Origin of the sequence: Enterobacter sp. SECR19-1250 (genome assembly GCF_013391025.1) — a bacterium.
GTDB classification, from domain to species: domain Bacteria; phylum Pseudomonadota; class Gammaproteobacteria; order Enterobacterales; family Enterobacteriaceae; genus Enterobacter; species Enterobacter cloacae.
The window spans coordinates 1-15,404 of sequence record NZ_JACASJ010000011.1 but is presented as its reverse complement, the minus strand read 5'-3'; the positions used below and the strand labels follow the sequence as shown (position 1 = coordinate 15,404).

Annotated in this window: 14 protein-coding genes and 1 tRNA gene; 14 read left to right on the top strand and 1 reads right to left on the bottom strand. The window is 53.4% G+C overall.

The features are described from left to right. Positions 1-50: 50 nt before the first annotated feature. On the bottom strand, positions 51-767 hold the full coding sequence (locus HX884_RS04725; RefSeq protein ID WP_013097539.1) for a GntR family transcriptional regulator: 717 nt from the start codon (positions 765-767) through the stop codon (positions 51-53). 171 nt (positions 768-938) lie between these two features. Between HX884_RS04725 and mngA the strand changes: the two genes are divergently transcribed. From mngA to HX884_RS04655, 14 genes are all read left to right on the top strand, one after another. Continuing rightward, positions 939-2,855 (top strand): PTS 2-O-a-mannosyl-D-glycerate transporter subunit IIABC, encoded by a 1,917-nt coding sequence (gene mngA, locus HX884_RS04720; protein ID WP_178327778.1) that lies wholly within the window; start codon positions 939-941, stop codon positions 2,853-2,855. A gap of 23 nt (positions 2,856-2,878) precedes the next feature. Then, positions 2,879-5,509 carry a mannosylglycerate hydrolase gene (gene mngB, locus HX884_RS04715; protein WP_178327777.1) on the top strand — a complete coding sequence of 877 codons (2,631 nt, stop codon included), beginning with the start codon at positions 2,879-2,881 and terminating at the stop codon, positions 5,507-5,509. Between the two features lie 670 nt (positions 5,510-6,179). Then, positions 6,180-7,748, top strand: coding sequence for a cytochrome ubiquinol oxidase subunit I (cydA, locus tag HX884_RS04710; protein WP_178327776.1), 1,569 nt, complete (start codon positions 6,180-6,182; stop codon positions 7,746-7,748). A 15-nt stretch (positions 7,749-7,763) separates the two neighbouring features. Beyond that, the gene (cydB, locus tag HX884_RS04705) at positions 7,764-8,903 is read left to right on the top strand and encodes a cytochrome d ubiquinol oxidase subunit II (RefSeq protein WP_013097535.1); all 1,140 of its coding nucleotides are present in this window, start codon (positions 7,764-7,766) and stop codon (positions 8,901-8,903) included. 14 nt (positions 8,904-8,917) lie between these two features. Further along, positions 8,918-9,031, top strand: a complete 114-nt coding sequence (gene cydX, locus HX884_RS04700; RefSeq protein ID WP_003858598.1) for a cytochrome bd-I oxidase subunit CydX — start codon at positions 8,918-8,920, stop codon at positions 9,029-9,031. After that, positions 9,031-9,321, top strand: a complete 291-nt coding sequence (gene ybgE / locus HX884_RS04695) for a cyd operon protein YbgE (RefSeq protein ID WP_013097534.1) — start codon at positions 9,031-9,033, stop codon at positions 9,319-9,321. The genes cydX and ybgE overlap by 1 nt, the downstream gene beginning before the upstream one ends. Before the next feature lie 147 nt (positions 9,322-9,468). Next, positions 9,469-9,873, top strand: coding sequence for a tol-pal system-associated acyl-CoA thioesterase (ybgC, locus tag HX884_RS04690; RefSeq protein ID WP_003858593.1), 405 nt, complete (start codon positions 9,469-9,471; stop codon positions 9,871-9,873). Continuing rightward, the gene (gene tolQ, locus HX884_RS04685) at positions 9,870-10,562 is read left to right on the top strand and encodes a Tol-Pal system protein TolQ (RefSeq protein ID WP_013097532.1); all 693 of its coding nucleotides are present in this window, start codon (positions 9,870-9,872) and stop codon (positions 10,560-10,562) included. The genes ybgC and tolQ overlap by 4 nt, the downstream gene beginning before the upstream one ends. Positions 10,563-10,565: 3 nt before the next feature. Next, positions 10,566-10,994: a colicin uptake protein TolR gene (tolR, locus tag HX884_RS04680; protein ID WP_003858589.1), complete on the top strand. Its 429-nt coding sequence runs from the start codon at positions 10,566-10,568 to the stop codon at positions 10,992-10,994. Between the two features lie 28 nt (positions 10,995-11,022). Further along, positions 11,023-12,303 carry a cell envelope integrity protein TolA gene (gene tolA / locus HX884_RS04675; RefSeq protein WP_178327775.1) on the top strand — a complete coding sequence of 427 codons (1,281 nt, stop codon included), beginning with the start codon at positions 11,023-11,025 and terminating at the stop codon, positions 12,301-12,303. Between the two features lie 133 nt (positions 12,304-12,436). Then, complete coding sequence (tolB, locus tag HX884_RS04670) at positions 12,437-13,729, top strand: Tol-Pal system beta propeller repeat protein TolB (protein WP_013097529.1); 1,293 nt, start codon at positions 12,437-12,439, stop codon at positions 13,727-13,729. 35 nt (positions 13,730-13,764) lie between these two features. Further along, on the top strand, positions 13,765-14,286 hold the full coding sequence (gene pal, locus HX884_RS04665) for a peptidoglycan-associated lipoprotein Pal (RefSeq protein ID WP_006177214.1): 522 nt from the start codon (positions 13,765-13,767) through the stop codon (positions 14,284-14,286). Positions 14,287-14,295: 9 nt separating this feature from the next. Beyond that, entirely contained in the window at positions 14,296-15,090 is a 795-nt protein-coding gene (gene cpoB, locus HX884_RS04660; RefSeq protein ID WP_013097528.1) for a cell division protein CpoB, read from the top strand. 161 nt (positions 15,091-15,251) lie between these two features. Next, positions 15,252-15,327 (top strand) — tRNA-Lys (locus tag HX884_RS04655). Positions 15,328-15,404: the final 77 nt, after the last annotated feature.

The following is a 15,404-nucleotide window of genomic DNA, read 5'->3' as shown; positions in this document are numbered from 1 at the left end:
AATAAAAAATGTCCGTTTCGACATGGTTGGCCGCTGTAAAGCGGCCTTTTTTATTGCCTGCGTTTCGCCACGAGGGTGAATTTGTAATCGTCGGTATTGAACACGTTGCGGCTGTATTCGAAAACCCGGCCATCTTTCAGGAAACCGCGGGAGACTTTTTCCAGGATCGGTTTTGCCGGATCGAGCGCCAGCGCGGCAATCGCCTCTTCTGAGGGCATGACCGGCACCAGCTCCTGTTCACTGCGATCGATGACCAGCTTTTTGATCTGTTCAACGTAGTGGTATTTCGACTTTTCCATCACTTCCCAGGTGAGGTCGGGGAACATCGCCAGCGGCATCCAGGTTTCTTCCAGGTTTACCGGCTTCTGCTTGATGAAGCGTACGCGCTTGACGTGCCAGACCTTATCATCCTCGCCAATTGCCAGCGTAGCAGCGAGTCTTGTATCGGCTTTTACCACTTCAAAAATTTTAACGTCGCTGTGCGTATCAACGTTGCGATCCGCCAGTTTTTCGTAAAAGCCGGTGAGCTGGTAAATGTCGTAATTGACCCGCTCCTCTTTCACATATGAACCACTGCCCTGGATGCTTTCGATGATCTGTTCGTCGGCAAGCAGTTTCAGGGCCTGCCGGACGGTGACGCGGCTGACGCTAAACGCCTCCTGAAGGCTGGATTCCGTTGGTAGCGCGTCACCCGGTTTTAATTCTCCGGCGTTAATTTTTTCGCGGAAGACATCCGCTATCTGCCGGTATCGCGGTTTATTGCCCATTTTATCGCGCCTGATTAATACCTTTTCTGAGAATTATGCATTCAACTAATGATTTGTAAATAATACAACTTAAATATAAATGTTGATGTTAGTGAAAATGATCACATAAATGTATTATCCGCTCTGCCACAATCCTTCGCAGACTATAACGATGCAACTGTGAGGATCTCTATGAACCTGACGACCCTGACCGATCCGCGTGCTGTCTGCGTTCAGGCGCAGTTTACCCGCCGTGATGAGGCAATACGTCAGCTCGCGATGCGGCTGGAGGCGCTGGGCAAAATCACTGACGCCGAGGCTTTTCTGGTGGACGTTTTTCAACGGGAATCGCTTGGCCCAACCGCGCTGGGTGAGGGGCTGGCTGTCCCCCATGGCAAATCGGCCACGGTAAAAGAGGCGGCTTTTGCCGTCGCAACGCTGTGCGAACCGCTGGAATGGGAAGGGGTGGACGGGCCGGAAGAGGTCACGCTCATTTTCCTGCTCGCGATCCCTCCGGCGGAAGCCGGATCAACGCATATTGAGGTGTTAACGGCGCTCACGTCTCGCCTGGCGGATGACGATCTCAGGGCCCGCGTAATGGCGGCGACCACGGCAGAAGGTGTGCTGACCGCGCTGGACGCCGCACCCGGGGAGCAGGCCGACGCCATCCAGGAGAGTGCCCCGACTATTGTCTGCGTTACCGCCTGCCCGGCCGGGATTGCCCACACCTATATGGCGGCGGAGTACCTGGAAAAAGCGGGACGCAGGATGGGCGTCAACGTGGTGGTGGAAAAGCAGGGGGCGAACGGCATTGAGGGGCGCCTCACCTCGCAGCAACTGCAGGAGGCCAGAGCATGTATCTTTGCCGCAGAAGTGGCGATCAAAGAGAGTGAACGCTTTGCGGGGATCCCCACCGTTTCCGTACCCGTTGCGGAACCACTACGTCATGCTGAAGCGTTAATAGAACGCGCGCTGGCGTTAAAGCCTGCCGACGCTGCGCGGCATGCGCCCGTCGATACTGAAACAAAAAAGAGTGTCAAAACCGAGCTCAAGCAGGCGCTCCTGAGCGGCATCTCCTTTGCGGTGCCGTTGATTGTTGCTGGCGGTACGGTGCTGGCCGTGTCGGTATTGCTGGCGCAAATTCTGGGGCTGCAGCACTTGTTCGATCAGGAAAATTCGTGGCTGTGGATGTACCGCAAGCTTGGCGGCGGCATGCTTGGCATGCTGATGGTTCCCGTTCTGGCGGCGTATACCGCTTATTCACTGGCGGATAAACCGGCGCTGACGCCGGGTTTCGCTGCCGGTCTGGCTGCCAATATGATTGGTTCCGGTTTTCTGGGGGCCATCGCAGGCGGGCTGATTGCGGGCTACCTGATGCGCTGGGTGAAAAATCACATTCACCTCAGTAGCCGCTTCAACGGCTTCTTAACCTTTTATCTTTATCCGGTTATTGGCGTGCTGGGCGCAGGCAGCCTGATGCTGTTTGTGATCGGCGAACCGGTGGCCTGGATAAACAACGCGCTCACCGCCTGGCTCAATGGTCTTTCTGGCGCGAATGCGCTGCTCCTGGGCGCGATCCTTGGCTTTATGTGTTCGTTCGATTTGGGCGGGCCGGTTAACAAAGCCTCCTACGCGTTCTGCCTCGGGGCGATGGCCAACGGGGTGTATGGCCCCTATGCGATTTTCGCCTCCGTCAAGATGGTCTCGGCCTTTACCGTGACGGCGTCAACGATGCTGGCGCCGAGATTGTTTAAACCGTTTGAAATTGAAACCGGCAAATCAACGTGGCTGCTTGGCCTCGCGGGCATTACCGAAGGGGCGATACCGATGGCGATTGAAGATCCCCTCCGCGTCATTGGCTCATTTGTGCTGGGCTCCATGGTGACAGGGGCGATTGTTGGCGCGATGGGGATCGGCCTGTCCACGCCGGGCGCAGGCATTTTCTCGCTCTTTTTACTTCATGATGCAGGGCTGAGCGGTGTGGTTGCAGCGGCAGGCTGGTTTGGTGCGGCGCTGGTGGGGACCGCTATCTCCACATTTATTCTGCTGCTCTGGCGACGTCAGGCGGTCAAAACGGGCAAATACATCACTGAAGACGCCATACCGTAAAACGCACAACACAGGAAACGAAGATGAAAGCTGTATCTCGCGTTCATATCACGCCGCATATGCACTGGGACCGTGAGTGGTACTTCACCACCGAAGAGTCGCGTATTCTTCTGGTCAATAATATGGAAGAGATCCTGACCCGTCTGGAGCAGGACGAGGCCTATAAATATTACGTTCTCGACGGACAGACGGCAGTGCTGGAGGATTACTTTGCCGTCAAGCCCGAAAACCGCTCGCGGGTGAAGGCGCTTGTCGAGCGCGGAAAATTGATTATCGGCCCGTGGTATACCCAGACCGATACCACGATCGTCAGCGGCGAGTCGATTGTCCGCAACCTGATGTACGGTATTCGCGACTGTATGGCGTTCGGCGAGCCGATGATGATCGGTTATCTGCCGGATTCGTTTGGGATGTCAGGCCAGCTTCCGCATATTTATAACGGGTTTGGCATTACCCGCACGATGTTCTGGCGCGGCTGTTCTGAACGACACGGTACCGATAAAACCGAATTTCTCTGGCAGAGCCAGGACGGCAGTGAAGTGACGGCACAGGTGCTGCCGTTGGGCTATGCGATTGGTAAGTACTTACCTGAGGATGAGGCCGGGCTACGAAAACGGCTCGACAGTTATTTCGAGGTCCTGGAAAACGCCTCTGTCACCAAAGAGATTTTGCTGCCCAACGGCCACGACCAGATGCCGCTGCAGCAGAACCTTTTTGCGGTGATGGAGAAGCTTCGTGAAATCTATCCGCAACGTCAGTTTGTGATGAGCCGCTTCGAGGAGGTGTTTGACCATATTGAGGCGCGGCGCGATGAACTGGCGACGCTGAAAGGGGAGTTTATCGACGGGAAATACATGCGCGTGCACCGGACAATCGGCTCCACGCGCATGGATATTAAAATCGCCCATGCGCGTATCGAGAATAAAATCGTCAACGTGCTTGAGCCGCTGGCGACGCTTGCCTGGACTCTCGGTTTCGACTATCACCACGGTCTGCTGGAGAAAATGTGGAAAGAGATCCTCAAGAATCACGCCCATGACAGCATCGGCTGCTGCTGCAGCGACAAGGTGCATCGCGAGATTGTCTCCCGCTTTGAGCTGGCGGAGGACATGGCAGACAACCTGGTGCGCTTCTATATGCGCAAGATTGTCGACAACATGCCGCAATCCGACGCCGATAAGCTGGTGATGTTCAACCTGATGCCCTGGCCGCGTGAAGAGGTGATGAACACCACGATTCGGCTGCGCGCCAGCCAGTTTCGTCTGCGTGATGAGAAAGGCAACGAGATCCCGTATTTCATTCGCAGCGCGCGCGAGCTCGACCCTGGTCTCATTGACCGGCAGATTGTCCATTACGGTAACTACGAACCGTTTATGGAGTTTGATATCCAGCTCAGCCAGATCCTGCCATCGATGGGCTACCGTACGCTGTTTATTGAACCGCACGTAGCCGGAAAGGTGCTCTCTCCGGCGCAAAACACCGGTGCCTTACTGGAAAACGCCTTCTGGCAGATTGATATAAACGACGACGGTACGCTGCGTCTGCGCGACAAAGAAACCGGCCTGATTTACGACCGGGTACTGGAGATTGAAGAGAGTTCGGATGATGGCGATGAGTACGACTACTCGCCTTCACGGGAAGAGTGGAGGCTCACTTCGGCACAGGGCGAGCATCAGGTTGACGTCATACACGAAGCCTGGCAGAGCAGGGCGGTGATCCGCCACCGTATTGCTGTACCGGCAAACCTCTCTGAACGCGCTGCACGTCAGCGAAAGGGTTCTCTTGAGGTGGCATTTGACATTACGCTCAGCCACAACAGCAGACGTATTGATGTGGCGGTGCGTCTGGATAACCAGGCGGATGACCACCGCGTTCGGGTGCTGATCCCCACACCGTTTACGACTCAGCACGTGCTCGCGGATACGCAGTTTGGCACCATTACTCGCCCCGTGCAGGACGCTGCGATGCAACGCTGGCAGGAAGAGGGCTGGAAAGAAGCGCCCGTTCCTGTCTGGAATTTGCTCAACTATGCCGTGCTGCAGGAAAAGCGAAACGGGCTTGCGCTGTTTACAGAAGGACTACGTGAATTTGAAGTGGTGGGCGATACCAAAAAAGCCTTTGCGCTGACTCTGCTGCGCGGCGTGGGGTTACTCGGAAAAGAAGATTTGCTGTTGCGCCCTGGCAGACCTTCGGGGATCAAGATGCCCGTCCCGGATTCCCAGATGCGTGGTCCGTTAACCTGCCGTTTTAGCCTGTTCAGTTTCAGTGGCACCCCTGAAAGCTCGGGCGTCACGCAGCAGGCTAAGGCGTGGTTAACGCCGGTGCAGTGCTATAACAAGATCCCCTGGGATGCGATGAAATTAAACCGTGCGTCGTTCACCACGCCGGAAAGTTACAGTCTGCTGGCGCTTTCCCCGACGGGATGCGTGCTCAGCGCGCTCAAAAAAGCGGAAGATCGGGATGAACTTATTCTTCGCCTGTTCAACCCTTCGGAGTCCAGCGTCTGCGAGACGACGTTATCCGTTAACCCGGCGTTGAAACGGTGCGGCGAAACGGACCTGAATGAACGGTTACTGGATGATCGTAAAGAGCAGGGGATTACCGGCACGTTCAGACCGGGGCAGTCACGAACCTTTAGCATTCTTCTTGCCTGAAAAACGAAAAAAGGCTGCCAGGTGCAGCCTTTTTTCATTAAATAGTCACGCTACGGTGTTAACTTATAGAGCGCGAAAAGTAAATTAAATGTAATTTCGAAGGGTTGCAGTCAAACTCTGGAAAAATAACCTGGCCCGACTACGCTTTAAAGATTGCCCCGCGTCGAAAAGGTGTTTTTCTTTTGCGTTAATTAAAATCACTTCTGTTTATATTTTTTCCCTTCTTCGATAACCAATCACAGCTTTGTATGCACATATCGTTAACATGGTTTTTACCATTCTTACCGCGTTTAAACATAGTTAACATCGGTCGTTGTTTTTGATTTAAATCAAAGTTTAATCCTTGGAAAAAGGTGCTTAAAAGCGCTAAATTGTCCCCGATCAAAATGGTCGAAAAGTGGTAATTTTGCTATAAATTGATCGCCGTCGAAAAACGTAAATATGATTCAATAAAAACCTGTTTATTGTAAGGGTTTTGCAGCGTATTATATTTGCGGGACCAATTTGAGTTTTTTATTAACGTATTTGTAACCTTTCATCACTGCTTTTTCATTCTGTAGAGAATAGGCAACGAAGAAGGGGAGCAGATAACTTTGTATTGGGGCATGCGTGTGGATCCTTTTCCTGGGGTTCACTCTCGGAGTCTTCATGCGATGAGCAAGGAGTCATAATGTTAGACGTAGTCGAACTGTCGCGCTTACAGTTTGCCTTGACCGCGATGTACCACTTCCTGTTTGTGCCGCTGACGCTCGGTATGGCGTTCCTGCTGGCCATCATGGAAACGGTATACGTTCTGTCCGGCAAACAGATTTATAAAGATATGACCAAGTTCTGGGGCAAGTTGTTTGGTATCAACTTCGCTCTGGGCGTGGCTACCGGTTTGACCATGGAGTTCCAGTTCGGGACCAACTGGTCATATTATTCCCACTATGTAGGGGATATCTTCGGTGCGCCGCTGGCCATTGAAGGTCTGATGGCCTTCTTCCTCGAATCCACCTTTGTAGGTCTGTTCTTCTTCGGCTGGGACCGTCTGGGCAAAGTCCAGCATATGGCGGTGACCTGGCTGGTGGCATTAGGGTCTAACCTGTCCGCGCTGTGGATCCTGGTGGCAAACGGCTGGATGCAGAACCCGATTGCGTCTGATTTCAACTTCGAAACCATGCGTATGGAGATGGTCAGCTTTGCCGAGCTGGTCCTGAACCCGGTTGCTCAGGTTAAATTCGTCCACACCGTGGCCTCTGGCTATGTGTGCGGCGCGATGTTCATTCTGGGCATCAGCTCCTACTATATGCTGCGTGGTCGTGACTTCGCCTTCGCTAAACGTTCCTTTGCTATCGCTGCAAGCTTCGGTATGGCTGCCATCCTCTCCGTTATCGTGCTGGGTGATGAATCCGGTTATGAAATGGGTGACGTACAGAAAACCAAGCTCGCCGCAATCGAAGCTGAATGGGAAACCCAACCGGCCCCGGCTGCCTTTACCCTGTTCGGTATTCCGGACCAGGACGCCCAGGAAAACCGCTTCGCCATTCAAATTCCTTATGCGCTGGGTATCATCGCTACCCGTTCTGTTGACAAACAGGTGACGGGTCTGAAAGAGCTGATGGAGCAGCACGAAGGCCGTATCCGTAACGGTATGAAAGCCTACGCTCTGCTGGAACAGCTGCGTGCCGGTTCTACCGACCAGGCCGTTCGTGACCAGTTCAACGACGTGAAGAAAGATCTGGGCTACGGTCTGCTGCTGAAACGCTATACCCCGAACGTCTCCGACGCGACGGAAGCGCAGATCCAGATGGCAACCAAAGACTCTATTCCACGCGTAGCGCCACTCTACTTTGCATTCCGTATCATGGTAGGCTGCGGCATCATCATGCTGCTGATCATTGCGGCGTCCTTCTGGTCTGTGATTCGTAACCGCATCGGCGAGAAAAAATGGCTGCTGCGTACGGCGCTGTATGCTATCCCGCTGCCGTGGATCGCAATTGAGTCCGGCTGGTTTGTTGCGGAGTATGGACGTCAGCCATGGGCGATTGGTGAGGTGCTGCCAACGGCGGTGGCCAACTCCTCGCTGACAGCAGGCGATCTGATCTTCTCAATACTGCTGATCTGTGGTCTCTACACCCTGTTCCTGGTGGCTGAACTGTTCCTGATGTTCAAGTTCGCGCGCCTTGGCCCAAGCAGCCTGAAAACCGGTCGCTATCACTACGAGCAGTCCGGTGTGACTACTCAGCCGGCACGCTAAGACAGGAGTCATCAAATGATCGATTATGAAGTATTGCGTTTTATCTGGTGGCTGTTGATCGGTGTTCTGCTGATCGGTTTTGCTGTCACGGATGGTTTCGACATGGGGGTGGGGATGCTCACCCGTTTCCTCGGTCGTAATGACACCGAGCGTCGAATCATGATCAACTCCATCGCCCCGCACTGGGACGGTAACCAGGTGTGGCTGATCACCGCTGGCGGCGCGCTGTTTGCTGCCTGGCCGATGGTTTACGCGGCTGCGTTCTCCGGTTTCTACGTGGCGATGATTCTGGTTCTGGCGTCTTTGTTCTTCCGTCCGGTCGGTTTCGACTACCGTTCCAAGATTGAAGACACCCGCTGGCGTAACATGTGGGACTGGGGCATCTTCATTGGTAGCTTCGTTCCACCGCTGGTGATTGGTGTGGCATTCGGTAACCTGCTGCAGGGTGTACCGTTCCACATGGACGAGTACATGCGTCTTTACTACACCGGTAACTTCTTCCAGCTGCTGAATCCGTTTGGTCTGCTGGCAGGCGTAGTCAGTGTGGCGATGATCATCACCCAGGGCGCAACCTATCTGCAGATGCGTACTGTTGGTGAGCTGCATCTGCGTTCTCGTGCAACGGCTCAGGTTGCTGCCCTGATCACACTGGTCTGCTTCGCGCTGGCAGGTGTTTGGGTGGTCTACGGTATTGATGGTTACGTGGTGACGTCTGCGATTAACCACGTCGCGCCGTCTAACCCGCTGACCAAAGAAGTGGCGCGTGAGGCCGGTGCATGGCTGGTGAACTTCAACGCGATGCCTGTGCTGTGGGCTATTCCGGCGTTGGGTGTGTTGCTGCCGCTGCTGACGGTTCTGACGTCTCGTCTGGAAAAAGGCGCTCTGGCGTTCGTGTTCTCATCACTGACGCTGGCGTGCATCATCCTGACTGCAGGTATCGCTATGTTCCCATTCGTGATGCCATCCAGCACCATGCTGAATGCTAGCCTGACCATGTGGGATGCAACCTCCAGCCATATGACGCTGAACTTAATGACTTATGTTGCTTGCGTGTTCGTTCCGATTGTTCTGGCCTACACCATCTGGTGTTACTGGAAAATGTTCGGTCGTATCACTAAAGAACATATCGAAAGCAACACCCACTCTATGTACTAAGTAAGGAGCTGAATATGTGGTATTTCGCATGGATTTTAGGGACGCTTCTTGCCTGTGCTTTTGGTGTCATCACTGCCCTGGCGCTTGAGCACGTTGAAGCGACCAAAGCAGGTGAAGAAAAACACTAATGAAGATTATCGCAACGTTATATGCGGTAATGGATAAGCGCCCGTTACGGGCGCTTTCTTTAGTGATGGCATTACTGCTGGCAGGGTGTATCTTCTGGGACCCTTCGCGTTTTGCAGCGAAGACCAGCGAGCTTGAGATCTGGCACGGCTTTCTCATTATGTGGGCGGTGTGCGCAGGTGTGATCCACGGCGTAGGCTTTCGTCCGAAAGCGATTCACTGGCAGGGCATTTTCTGCCCGCTTATTGCCGATATCGTGCTGCTTGCTGGATTGATTTTCTTCTTCTTCTGAATAAGAAATGTCCGTTAACCATATGGGCTTACCCGAGCCCATAAAAATTTACTCTCCGTTTACTTTCTCCCATTCCAAACCATCATTCCCGCGCGTATAGTAGCGAAGTTTAAAGCATAAAATTTTGTTGCATTACCGGGATGTAAAGTGAATACAACGCTGTTTCGATGGCCGGTTCGTGTCTATTACGAAGATACCGATGCCGGTGGTGTGGTTTACCACGCCAGCTACGTTGCTTTTTATGAACGGGCACGCACAGAGATGCTGCGCCATCATCACTTTAGTCAACAGGTACTGTTGGCTGAGCGAGTTGCCTTTGTGGTACGCAAGATGACGCTTGAGTATTTTGCGCCTGCCAGACTCGACGATATGCTCGAAGTCCAAACTGAAATTACATCAATGCGCGGAACCTCGCTGGTTTTCACGCAGCGGATAGTCAATGCAGAGAACACCGTACTGAACTCAGCTGAAGTACTGATTGTCTGTGTTGATCCAACCATAATGAAGCCTCGTGCGCTTCCTAAGTCTATTGTCGCGGAGTTTAAGCAGTGACTGACATGAATATCCTTGATTTGTTCCTGAAGGCAAGCCTTCTGGTTAAACTTATCATGCTGATTTTGATTGGTTTTTCAATCGCATCCTGGGCCATCATCATCCAGAGAACGCGTATTCTCAATGCGGCTGGCCGTGAAGCGGAAGCGTTTGAAGATAAGTTCTGGTCGGGTATCGAACTGTCCCGTCTGTATCAGGAAAGTCAGGGTCGTCGCGATAGTCTCGCTGGCTCCGAACAAATTTTCTACAGCGGATTCAAAGAGTTTGCCCGTCTGCATCGCGCGAACAGCCATGCACCTGAAGCGGTGGTGGAAGGGGCCTCGCGTGCGATGCGTATCTCCATGAACCGCGAGCTGGAAAATCTTGAAACGCACATTCCTTTCCTGGGAACGGTGGGGTCCATCAGCCCGTATATCGGCCTGTTTGGTACGGTGTGGGGGATCATGCATGCCTTTATCGCGCTGGGCGCAGTGAAGCAGGCGACGTTGCAGATGGTTGCACCGGGTATTGCAGAAGCACTGATTGCAACCGCTATCGGTCTGTTTGCGGCAATCCCGGCGGTGATGGCTTACAACCGTCTGAACCAGCGCGTGAATAAACTGGAACTGAACTACGACAACTTCATGGAAGAGTTCACCGCGATTCTGCACCGTCAGGCGTTTACCAGCACCGAGAGCAACAAGGGGTAAACCATGGCCAGATCGCGTGGACGAGGTCGTCGCGAGCTCAAGTCCGAAATCAATATCGTTCCGCTGCTGGACGTACTGCTGGTGTTGCTGCTGATCTTTATGGCGACAGCGCCCATCATTACCCAGAGCGTGGAAGTTGATCTGCCGGATGCGACAGAATCACAGGCGGTAAGCACCAATGACGATCCTCCGGTCATCATTGAGGTTTCCGGCGTAGGGCAATACAGCGTCGTGGTAGAGAAAGATCGTATGGATCAACTACCGCCGGAGCAGGTGATTGCTGAAGCGCAACGACGCCTGGAGTCAAATCCGAAAACGGTCTTCTTAATCGGTGGTGCGAAAGACGTGCCTTACGATGAAATTATTAAAGCGCTGAACTTGCTACATAGTGCGGGTGTTAAGTCTGTCGGCTTAATGACTCAGCCTATTTGATCATCCGCGTAGTTTTTGGGAACCGATAGTGTCAAAGGCAACCGAACAGAACGACAAGCTTAAGCGAGCGATAATCGTCTCCGCAGTGCTGCATGTGATCCTTTTTGCAGGGCTGATCTGGAGTTCGTTCGACGAGCATATTGATGCATCAGGCGGCGGTGGCGGTTCTTCTATCGACGCCGTCATGGTGGATCCCGGTGCGGTCGTGCAGAACTATAACCGTCAGCAACAGCAGCAGGCGAGTGCAAAACGGGCTGAAGAGCAGCGAGAAAAACAGGCGCAACAGCAAGCGGAGGAACTGCGTGAAAAGCAGGCCGCCGAGCAGGAACGTCTGAAGCAGCTTGAGAAAGAACGTTTGCAGGCGCAGGAAGCCGCGAAAGAGCAGGCACAACAGCAGAAGCAAGCCGAAGAGGCCGCGAAGAAAGCCCAGGAACAGCAAAAGCAGGCGGAAGAGGCGGCAGCGAAAGCCGCAGCGGATGCCAAAGCACAGGCTGATGCCCAGGTGAAATTAGCGGCAGAAGCGGCGAAGAAAGCCGCTGCCGACGCCCAGAAGAAAGCGGAAGCGGAAGCCGCGAAGAAAGCCGCCGCTGATGCTCAGAAGAAAGCGGAAGCGGAAGCCGCGAAAAAAGCCGCTGCTGATGCTCAGAAGAAAGCGGAAGCCGAAGCCGCGAAAAAAGCGGCTCAGGAAGCCGAGAAGAAAGCGGCTGCCGAGGCTGCGAAGAAAGCCGCTGCTGCCGAGAAAGCTGCCGCAGAAAAAGCCGCCGCTGCTGAAAAAGCGGCTGCGGAGAAGAAAGCTGCCGCCGAGAAAGCGGCTGCCGACAAAAAAGCTGCAGCTGAGAAGGCTGCTGCCGATAAAAAAGCGGCTGCTGAAAAAGCTGCAGCGAAAAAGGCTGCTGCAGAGAAAGCCGCTGCCGCTGCGGGCGTTGACGATCTGCTGGGCGATCTCAGTTCCGGTAAGAATGCGCCGAAAACAGGCGGTGGGGCGAAAGGAAACAACGCAGCACCGACAGGAAGTGGTAACACTAAGAGTAACGGTGCGACAGGGGCTGAAATCAATGGCTATGCTGCGCAGATTAAATCCGCTATCGAAAGCCGATTCTATGATGCGTCTTCCTATACCGGTAAAACGTGTACGCTGCGTATAAAACTGGCGCCGGACGGCATGCTTCTTGATATTAAGTCTGAAGGTGGGGATCCCGCTTTGTGTACTGCAGCTCAGGCTGCAGCACGTCAGGCGAAGATGCCTAAACCACCGTCTCAGGCAGTCTACGAAGTCTTTAAAAATGCACCGCTGGACTTCAAACCTTAAGTTACATTTTCCCCGTGCAAACGGGGAAAAATAGACCAGGTTTAGTCACAGGGTTTAGTAGTTTTGTCTATTTGGGTTTGTTAACATTCTGCTAAATTATCGTGGGTAAGGTTACCCAGATAAGGGAGATATGATGAAGCAGGCATTACGTGTAGCATTTAGTTTCTTAATGCTGTGGGCAGCTGTACTGCACGCAGAAGTACGTATCGAGATCACCCAGGGGGTGGACTCGGCACGCCCAATCGGTGTAGTTCCATTCCAGTGGGCTGGCCCTGGTGCGGCGCCTGAAGATGCCGGCGGCATCGTGGCAGCTGACCTGCGTAACAGCGGTAAATTCAACCCGTTAGATCGTTCTCGTCTGCCTCAGCAGCCGGGTAGCGCGCAGGAAGTTCAGCCTGCCGCGTGGTCTGCACTGGGCATTGATGCCGTGGTTGTGGGTCAGGTTACCCCTAACCCGGACGGCTCTTACAACGTGGCCTGGCAGCTGGTGGATACCGGCGGTGCACCGGGTACCGTTCTGGCTCAGAACTCTTACAAGGTCACTAAACAGTACCTGCGCTATGCGGCTCACGCTGCCAGCGATGCGGTATTCGAAAAACTGACCGGTATTAAAGGTGCGTTCCGTACCCGTATCGCCTATGTGGTACAGACCAACGGCGGCCAGTTCCCGTATGAGCTGCGCGTCTCTGACTACGACGGTTACAACCAGTTCCTGGTGAAACGCTCTTCTCAGCCGCTGATGTCTCCAGCCTGGTCTCCGGACGGGTCTAAACTGGCTTACGTGACCTTCGAAAGCGGTCGTTCTGCGCTGGTTATTCAGACGCTGGCTAACGGTGCTGTTCGTCAGGTGGCGTCGTTCCCACGTCACAACGGTGCGCCTTCGTTCTCGCCGGACGGCTCTAAGCTGGCCTTTGCGCTGTCCAAAACCGGTAGCCTGAACCTGTACGTGATGGACATTGGTTCTGGTCAGATCCGTCAGGTGACGGATGGTCGCAGCAACAACACGGAACCATCATGGTTCCCGGACAGCCAGAACCTGGCGTTTACCTCTGACCAGGCAGGCCGTCCACAAATCTATAAAGTGAACATCAACGGCGGGGCTCCGCAGCGTATCACCTGGGAAGGCTCTCAGAACCAGAACGCAGATGTGAGCAGCGACGGTAAATTTATGGTAATGGTCAGCTCCAACGGTGGGCAGCAGCACATTGCCAAACAAGATCTGGTAGCGGGTGGCGTCCAAGTTCTGTCGTCAACGTTCCTGGATGAAACGCCAAGTCTGGCACCTAACGGCACTATGGTAATCTACAGCTCTTCTCAGGGGATGGGATCTGTGCTGAATCTGGTTTCTACAGATGGGCGTTTCAAAGCGCGTATTCCGGCAACTGATGGACAGGTAAAATCCCCTGCCTGGTCGCCGTATCTGTAAATAATAATTAATTGATTACTAAAGGAATCATAGAAATGCAACTGAACAAAGTGCTGAAGGGGCTGATGATCGCTCTGCCTGTAATGGCAATCGCAGCGTGTTCTTCTAACAAGAACGCCAGCAATGACCAGAGCGGCGAAGGCATGATGGGTGCCGGCACCGGTATGGACGCGAACGGCAATGGCAACATGTCCTCTGAAGAGCAAGCGCGTCTTCAGATGCAGCAGCTGCAGCAGAACAACATCGTTTACTTCGATCTGGATAAATACGACATCCGTTCTGACTTCGCTGCGATGCTGGATGCTCACGCTAACTTCCTGCGTAGCAACCCGTCTTACAAAGTCACCGTAGAAGGTCACGCGGACGAACGTGGTACTCCAGAGTACAACATCTCCCTGGGTGAACGTCGTGCTAACGCTGTTAAAATGTACCTGCAGGGTAAAGGCGTTTCTGCTGACCAGATCTCCATCGTTTCTTACGGTAAAGAAAAACCTGCAGTACTGGGTCATGACGAAGCGGCGTACGCCAAAAACCGTCGTGCCGTACTGGTTTACTAAGAGAATTGCATGAGCAGTAACTTCAGACATCATCTGTTGAGTCTGTCGTTACTGGTTGGAATAGCGGCCCCCTGGGCCGCTTTTGCTCAGGCACCAATCAGTAGTGTCGGCTCAGGCTCGGTGGAAGACCGGGTCACTCAACTCGAGCGTATCTCTAACGCTCACAGTCAGCTTTTAACCCAACTCCAGCAACAACTTTCCGATAACCAAACTGATATCGACTCCCTCCGTGGTCAGATTCAGGAGAGCCAGTATCAGCTTAACCAGGTTGTGGAACGTCAAAAGCAGATCTTGCTGCAGATTGATAGCCTGAGCAGCGGGGGGGCAGCAGCGCAACCAGCAGCGGGCGATCAAAGCGGAGCGGCCACAGACGCGCCAGCGCCTTCAGCCGATGCCTCTGCTGCGACAGGGGCGCCTGTGCAGAGCGGTGACGCGAATACGGATTACAACGCGGCCATTGCACTGGTACAGGATAAATCGCGCCAGGATGATGCTATCGTTGCGTTTCAGAACTTCGTTAAGAAGTACCCGGATTCCACTTACCAGCCAAACGCAAATTACTGGCTGGGTCAGTTGAATTACAACAAGGGTAAAAAAGACGATGCGGCGTTTTATTTCGCTTCTGTGGTGAAAAATTACCCGAAATCGCCAAAAGCGCCTGATGCGATGTTTAAGGTCGGCGTGATCATGCAGGACAAAGGTGACACTGCGAAAGCCAAAGCGGTTTATCAGCAGGTGGTTGCAAAATTCCCGGGCACGGAAGGGGCCAAACAGGCGCAAAAACGTCTGAGTTCGATGGGATGATTATCGCATGACCAGAAATCGCGTTATTTCTGGTCGTGCAGCATGATTACTAAGCAGTTAAGTGATCTTCATCGAAATTTTTGTTGCGCAGAATTCTTAAATCAGTAATATATGCCGCCGTTGCCACGGGATATCAAACAACGTGAAAGCAGCGTAAAAGTGGGTCGTTAGCTCAGTTGGTAGAGCAGTTGACTTTTAATCAATTGGTCGCAGGTTCGAATCCTGCACGACCCACCACTTCGAAGAAAAATCCCGCAAGGGGTCGTTAGCTCAGTTGGTAGAGCAGTTGACTTTTAATCAATTGGTCGCAGGTT

Excerpts from the sequence above, each read along its gene's own strand:
- HX884_RS04725 (WP_013097539.1), bottom strand. The coding sequence starts at position 767 with ATGGGCAATAAACCGCGATACCGGCAGATAGCGGATGTCTTCCGCGAA.
- mngA (WP_178327778.1), top strand. The coding sequence starts at position 939 with ATGAACCTGACGACCCTGACCGATCCGCGTGCTGTCTGCGTTCAGGCG.
- mngB (WP_178327777.1), top strand. The coding sequence starts at position 2,879 with ATGAAAGCTGTATCTCGCGTTCATATCACGCCGCATATGCACTGGGAC.
- cydA (WP_178327776.1), top strand. The coding sequence starts at position 6,180 with ATGTTAGACGTAGTCGAACTGTCGCGCTTACAGTTTGCCTTGACCGCG.
- cydB (WP_013097535.1), top strand. The coding sequence starts at position 7,764 with ATGATCGATTATGAAGTATTGCGTTTTATCTGGTGGCTGTTGATCGGT.
- cydX (WP_003858598.1), top strand. The coding sequence starts at position 8,918 with ATGTGGTATTTCGCATGGATTTTAGGGACGCTTCTTGCCTGTGCTTTT.
- ybgE (WP_013097534.1), top strand. The coding sequence starts at position 9,031 with ATGAAGATTATCGCAACGTTATATGCGGTAATGGATAAGCGCCCGTTA.
- tolR (WP_003858589.1), top strand. The coding sequence starts at position 10,566 with ATGGCCAGATCGCGTGGACGAGGTCGTCGCGAGCTCAAGTCCGAAATC.
- tolB (WP_013097529.1), top strand. The coding sequence starts at position 12,437 with ATGAAGCAGGCATTACGTGTAGCATTTAGTTTCTTAATGCTGTGGGCA.
- pal (WP_006177214.1), top strand. The coding sequence starts at position 13,765 with ATGCAACTGAACAAAGTGCTGAAGGGGCTGATGATCGCTCTGCCTGTA.
- cpoB (WP_013097528.1), top strand. The coding sequence starts at position 14,296 with ATGAGCAGTAACTTCAGACATCATCTGTTGAGTCTGTCGTTACTGGTT.